Annotated in this window: 6 protein-coding genes and 1 pseudogene; 3 read left to right on the top strand and 4 right to left on the bottom strand. The window is 69.9% G+C overall.

The features are described from left to right. On the bottom strand, window positions 1–121 hold a 121-nt coding region (locus ACFWN1_RS30805), incomplete at its 3' end, for a transposase (protein ID WP_384369252.1). 82 nt (window positions 122–203) lie between these two features. On the opposite strand from ACFWN1_RS30805, the pseudogene ACFWN1_RS30810 reads away from it, so the two are divergent. Next, window positions 204–899 (top strand): annotated as a pseudogene (locus ACFWN1_RS30810) (IS3 family transposase); the annotation flags it as partial. Between the two features lie 66 nt (window positions 900–965). Here ACFWN1_RS30810 and ACFWN1_RS30815 read toward each other — a convergent pair. After that, on the bottom strand, window positions 966–1,529 hold the full coding sequence (locus ACFWN1_RS30815; RefSeq protein ID WP_384369236.1) for a hypothetical protein: 564 nt from the start codon (window positions 1,527–1,529) through the stop codon (window positions 966–968). A gap of 252 nt (window positions 1,530–1,781) precedes the next feature. Further along, window positions 1,782–3,236, bottom strand: a complete 1,455-nt coding sequence (locus ACFWN1_RS30820) for a glyceraldehyde-3-phosphate dehydrogenase (protein ID WP_384369239.1) — start codon at window positions 3,234–3,236, stop codon at window positions 1,782–1,784. A 173-nt stretch (window positions 3,237–3,409) separates the two neighbouring features. On the opposite strand from ACFWN1_RS30820, the gene ACFWN1_RS30825 reads away from it, so the two are divergent. Beyond that, complete coding sequence (locus tag ACFWN1_RS30825; protein WP_384369243.1) at window positions 3,410–4,618, top strand: hypothetical protein; 1,209 nt, start codon at window positions 3,410–3,412, stop codon at window positions 4,616–4,618. A 59-nt stretch (window positions 4,619–4,677) separates the two neighbouring features. After that, a complete protein-coding gene (locus ACFWN1_RS30830; protein WP_384369246.1) occupies window positions 4,678–4,998 on the top strand; it encodes a hypothetical protein in 321 nt (106 codons plus the stop codon). Between the two features lie 538 nt (window positions 4,999–5,536). Here the strand turns inward: ACFWN1_RS30830 and ACFWN1_RS30835 are convergent. Then, window positions 5,537–5,956, bottom strand: a complete 420-nt coding sequence (locus ACFWN1_RS30835) for an ATP-binding protein (RefSeq protein ID WP_384369249.1) — start codon at window positions 5,954–5,956, stop codon at window positions 5,537–5,539. Between the last annotated feature and the right edge of the window lie 208 nt (window positions 5,957–6,164).

Genomic DNA, 6,164 nt, shown 5'->3' on the forward strand with positions numbered 1-6,164 from the left:
ACTCCGAGCTGATGCCGAGTTCCCGGGCGACCGCAGTGACCGTCTTCCCTGAGGAGTCGACGAGCGCGATCGCGTCTCGCTTGAACTCCTCGGTCGACCTCTTCGTGTACTTGCTTCCCACCTGGTGCTACTTCCTCTGGAACCTCAAGATCCCAGTCTCCAGGTGTCCACGATCAAGGGGAAGCTTCAGATCGACCACCTGCGTGAAACGCGGACTCGGGGTCGATCCCGTCTGCCGGGAGCTGGACCTGTCGCCGTCGACGTACTTCGCCCGCAAGAAGCGGCCGACGTCGGCCCGCCGGCTGCGGGACGAACAGCTCATGCCCATGATCGAGCATGTCCATGCCGAGTCCGGCGGCACCTACGGCGTCCGCCGGATCACCCACGCGCTGCGGCGCAAGGGGATTGAGGTCGGCCAGTGCGCCGTCGAGCGCCTGATGGCCGAGCTCGACATCGAGGGTGTCATCCGCGGCCGGCGGCGGCGCACGACCATCCCCGAGCCGTTGGTGCCCAGGCCGCCGGACCTGGTCGATCGCGACTTCACCGCCGACGGCCCCGACCGGCTCCGGGTCGCCGACATGACCTATGTCCGCACCTGGTCCGGCTGGGTCTACGTCGCCTTTGTCCTGGACGTGTTCTCCCGGATGATCGTCGGCTGGCAGATCGCGAACCATATGCGCACCGAACTGCCGCTGGACGCGCTGGAGATGGCGCTCTGGCGGCGACGGATCAAGAAGGATTCCGGCCTCATTCATCACAGCGACAGGGGGTCGCAATATGTGTCAATTCGATACACCGACCGGCTCGCTGACGTCGGCGCTTCCGCGTCAGTCGGCTCCGTCGCGGACAGTTACGACAACGCGATGGCCGAGGCGCTGAACGGCACCTTCAAGGCCGATCTGATCGAGATGCAGGGCCCCTGGAAGGACGTCGACCAGGTCGAGCAGGCGGTCTTCCAATCGCGATTACTGATAACCGTGTTCCTTGCTCCTGCGAGGCTTGCGTGGCGCCTTCCCCCAGGAGCCCGCCGGCCGTTCTTGGCGGACCCTTGCCACGAACTCCGCGCGAGTAGGAACAGTCCGTGGCTGTGGGCGGAGGAAAGACTCCGCATCCCACGGCTCGACCCCCGTCCATCCGTACCCCAGGATGATCTCGTCGAAGCACGGTGCGAAGTCCGCACCGACCAGCTTCGGCATCAGGTGGTGAAGCCCGCGAACCCGGGCAACGAAGGCTGCGGGCAGCGGCACGTGGTACGCCTCCAGATAGTGCGCGAAGTCCGCACGCCACACCCACATGCCATCGGTGACAAGCGACGAACAGCCGGACGTGTGCCGGTGAACCTCACCCGTGAGGACATCGACCCCCGCCTCCATGAAGTGCGTGAGGCGATGACCCATATCCAAATATTCCACGATTTCTGCTTCATCCGGTTCGCCGGACGCCTGCACCTGGGCCCCCAGCGGTCCCGCGGCCAAGTCGCCCGGGTAACCGAAGTCATCGAAGAAACCGAGCGACTTCAGCACGCGCACCCTTCCCAGCCTCTCCTGGAGTCAGCAACCGAGGCGAGCATACGCAGGGCCCGCGGACCGCCAGTCCGGCCAGTGCGTGCGCCACCGTCGCCCAGCCGCGTGATCACGACCGGGCGACTGCCCGACTTGCTGTGCTACACGCCAGATGTCACGTTTTGCGACGACCGCTGGAATCCGCCGTTTCCGTCTAGCCGTTCAGCGCCCATGCCAACTGGCCGCGGGCATGGTGCGCGATGGTGGCGAGCAGGTCTCTCAGACCTCCGGTGCCGGGTATGTCGGGTACTCCACGCCCGAGACGTGCTGGACGACTCGGACGACCTGGCAGGAGTAGCCGAACTCGTTGTCGTACCAGAGGTAGAGGATCGCGTTGTCCCCGTCGACCTTCAGGGCGCCGCCGTCGACGATGGAGGCGTTGCGCGAGCCGATGAAGTCGCTGGAGACCGCGTCGGGGGCCGTGGTGAAGTCGATCTGGCGCTTGAGCGGGGAGGTCAGCGACACCTCGCGCAGATACTCGTGGACCTCCTCGCGGGTGGTCTCGCGGCCGAGCCGGAGGTTGAGGATGGCGATCGAGACGTCCGGCACCGGCACCCGGATCGAGCTGCCGGTGATCGGCGCCTTCAGGTCCGGCAGCGCCTTCGACACGGCGGAGGCGGCACCCGTCTCGGTGATCACCATGTTGAGCGGCGCGGACCGGCCCCGGCGCTCGGCCTTGTGGTAGTTGTCCAGCAGATTCTGGTCGTTGGTGAAGGAGTGCACCGTCTCCACATGGCCGCGCAGCACCCCGTACTCGTCGTCCATGGCCTTCAGCGGCGGGACGATGGCGTTGGTGGTGCAGGACGCGCAGGACAGGATGCGCTCGTCCGGCTTGATGGTGTCGTGGTTGACGCCGTGCACGATGTTCGGCACGTCGCCCTTGCCGGGCGCGGTCAGCACCACCTTGTCGATGCCGGGCCGCAGATGCTTCGACAGGCCCGCGCGGTCGCGCCAGTTGCCGGTGTTGTCGATGAGGATGGCGTCGCGGATGCCGTACTCGGTGTAGTCCACGGACGACGGGTCGTCGGCGTAGATCACCTTGATCTCGTTGCCGTTGGCGAGGATCGTGCTGCTGTCCTCGTCCACGGTGATGGTGCCCTGGAACTGGCCGTGGATCGAGTCGCGGCGCAGCAGCGAGGCCCGCTTGACCAGGTCACCGGCGGCCTTGGCGCCACCCCCACGGACGACGACGGCGCGCAGCCGGAGCCCGTTGCCCGAGCCGGCCTTCTCGATCAGCAGCCGGGCGACCAGCCGTCCGATGCGGCCGAAGCCGTACAGCACCACGTCGCGCGGGTCGCGGCGTTCGGTCTTCTCGGCGCCCGTGGCCCCGGCGACCGCCTCAGCGGTGAACTCCGCCGCGCTCAGACCCCGGTCGTCGGCCTTGTACGTGGCGGCCAGCATGCCGAGGTCGATCTGGGACGGCCCGAGATCGAGGGCGGTCAGCGCCTGGAGGAACGGCATCGTCTCGGTGACCGACAGCTCCGCGCCCGCGATCTGCCGGGCGAAGCGGTGGGTCTTGAGGATGCTGACCACCGACTTGTTCACCAGGGAGCGGCTGTGCAGCAGGACGGTCACGTCCCGCTCGCGGTGCAGCTTCCCGATGATCGGGATCATCGACTCCGCGATCTCCTCGCGGTGCTTCCAGTTCGTGAACGAGTCGTCATTGACAGTCACAGATCTATCTTTCGAGCTAGGCGGCGCTCATATGGTAGGCACACCCTACTTTGATCACCAGAGCCGCCGGTCGCGGGGCCCACCGAAGCGCCGGTTCCTGAATCAGGGTGGAAGAGCGCGCGACACCCTGGCTCCGGATTGCACCGCCCCCACCCCGTGACCATGGTCGGAGCGTGATCACGTCTTCCGCACCCCGGCCCGGAGCGGCCACCGCCCCCGGCCCGCCGCGCCGCCGCGCACTGCCCCGGATCGTCCGCCACCGCGCACCCACCGGAGCCCTCCTCGCCCTCGCGCTGTTCGCCGCGGTCCGCACGGCCGGGATCGCCGCCGTGATCGCCGTCAACGCGCTCACCGACCGCCCGCTGGTGCGCAACCTCGCCCACTCCTGGGACTCGCGCTGGTACCTCCACATCGCCGCCCACGGCTACGGCCGCCTCATCTGGATCACCCCCACCGGGGGAGTGCAGAGCGACTGGGCGTTCTTCCCGCTCTACCCCGCCCTGATCCGGGCCACCGCCGCCGTGCTGCCGGTCGGCCAGGCCGCAGCCGCCCTGCTGATCGCCTGGACCGCGGCCGTCGTCGCCGCGTACGGCGTCTACCTCATCGGCCACCTCCTGTACGGGCGGGCGACCGCCACCGCCCTCGTCGTGCTGTGGGCCGTGCTGCCGCACGCCGTGGAACTGACCATCGCCTACACCGAGTCGCTCTTCGCCGCCCTGGCCGCCTGGTCCCTGTACAGCGTGCTGAAGGGCCGCTGGCTCTGGGCGGGCGCACTCGCCCTTCTGGCGGGCCTCGCCCGGCCCACCGGCTTCGCCGTCGCGGTCGCCGTCATCGCCGCCGCCGCGCAGCAGCTCTGGCCACGGCGCGGACAGGCCGCCCCCGCCGTGTGGGCCGCCGCCGTGATCGCGCCGCTCGGCTGGCTCGGTCACGTCCTCCGGGTCGGCCACTCGACCGGCGACCTGACCGGCGGTTACTTCGCCGTACAGGGCGCCTGGGGCTCGCGCATCGACTTCGGCGCCGGCGCCGCCCGGTTCGTCGGCGCGCTCCTCGAGCACGGCGGCAAGGTCGTCTACCCGGTCGCCCTCGCCATCGTCCTGGTCTGCCTCGTCCTGTTCGGGCTGCTCTGCCTGGAGCGCGCCCCGCTGGCCCTCCTGGTGTTCACCGGCGTCCTGGTCCTGCTGGTGATCTGCGGCTCCGGCTCCTTCTCCTCCAAGCCGCGCTTCCTGCTGCCGGCCTTCCCGCTCCTCGTCCCGGCCGCCCGCGCCCTCGCCCACACCTGGCGCAGGCGCCCCGCCGCGGCCTGTCTGATCGGCGGCGCCCTCACCGCCGTCTCCGTGCTGTACGGCGCCTATGTGACGGTGCTCGTCCACTCGCCGCTGTGACACCGGCGGTGCGAACGCCGGGAAAGCGGGTAGAAGGGGGCTTCGAGGAAAGGACGACCATGACGACCTACGTGATCACCGTGCCCGGCACCTTCACCGGGGACATCGAGGCCGACACCCGCACCCGGCTCGGGCGAGCCTTGCGCCCCGTCGACCCGCACGGCACCGACCTGGGCAGCGCGGAGGACCTCGACACCGTCAACGTCAACGAGGACGGCACCTTCACCCTGCACCTCACCGTCGAGGCCGACAGCAACAAGCACGCCGAGCAGGAGGCCCGCCGCCTCGCGGGCGAGGCCCTGCGGACCGTCGGGCTGGACGAGAACACCGCGCCGCTCGGTGCCGCCGTGATCACCGGCATCGACTCCCAGGTCCACTGACCGGTCGCGACAGTTCGCGACGGGTCCTGGCGGACCGCCCCGGACGCCGAAAGCGGCCGGATGGGTGAATCCAGACAGGACGTGACGGCCAGGACCAGAGCGGCCATGCCGGGCTGGTCCTGGCCGTCCACTATTTCGCGGCTGGTTGGCTCGGCCTGCTCCGCGGGCTCACCGTCGACGGCGTCGTCGTCACCGCCACCTGGCCGCCGACCGGCGTCGCCGTCTCCGGACTACTGATCCTGGGAGTGCGGTACCGGCCCGGCGTCACCCTCGGCGCGTAGCTCACGGTCCTGTCGCTGGACACGCCAGTGCCCTGCTCACTCGGCTACCTGGCCGGCCGGCGACACCCCGGCCCCGCTGACGGCCCGCCAGAGGTGGGAGCGGAAGCCGACCGGGTGCAGCGGATACACCGTTTGCGGCCGCGCCGGGAGCCACGCTGATCAGGTCGATGCCGGGGGTCGTCCTCCTTCCGTCCGTCCCCCGGTACCGAGGAGTCCGGGGTACGTGACGGCGGCGACGCGCGCCCTCAGCCCGATGGTCAGCCGAGTGCCAGGGTGGCGGTGACCCGCTTGCCGCGGCCCAGCGGAGTGACCTCCAGGGAGCCGCAGAGCAGGCTCACCAGCCGCAGCCCGTGCCCGCCGACCCGCTCCGGGTCCGGCGGCCGGTGCCGGGGGTGCCGGGGCGAGGCGTCCGTGACGCTGATGCGCAGCACGGCTGGTTCCGGCACCACCTCCAGCCGCAGCGTGAACGGTCCGGGCGCGTGCTTGAGCGCGTTGGTGACCAGCTCGCTGGCGACCAGCTGCGCGTCCTGCACCGTACGTGCCGAAGGCGTGGGGCGGACCCGTGCGAGCAGGTCGGCGACCGCGGCTCTGGCCTCCGGGAGGGAAGCGGTGTCGGCGTCCCAGCCACGGCTGTAGCGCGGCGGGTCCGGCGCGGTCCGCGTCATCGTGTCTGTCATGAGGGGGAGGTCCATGCGGAATCGCCCTTCTCCCGTGGTGCCCCATCGGGGCTCCTTCGTGCGATCGCGGAGGATCGTCCCTTCTCCCACCCGGCTACCCCCTGCTCGGCGGATCAAGGGGTGGTCGGCCGTGAATCCCTCTGACGCGTGAGAAAGGTCGCACAGAACACCGGGAACACAGCGGCGGGCCCGGAAATCCACGAAGGGG

It is taken from the genome of Streptomyces sp. NPDC058459, assembly GCF_042721685.1.
In the GTDB taxonomy this organism is placed as follows: Bacteria; Actinomycetota; Actinomycetes; order Streptomycetales; family Streptomycetaceae; genus Streptomyces.

What these genes read in the sequence shown, in the direction of transcription:
- ACFWN1_RS30830 (WP_384369246.1), top strand. Translation starts at nt 4,678, where the DNA reads ATGACGACCTACGTGATCACCGTGCCCGGCACCTTCACCGGGGACATC.
- ACFWN1_RS30835 (WP_384369249.1), bottom strand. Translation starts at nt 5,956, where the DNA reads ATGACAGACACGATGACGCGGACCGCGCCGGACCCGCCGCGCTACAGC.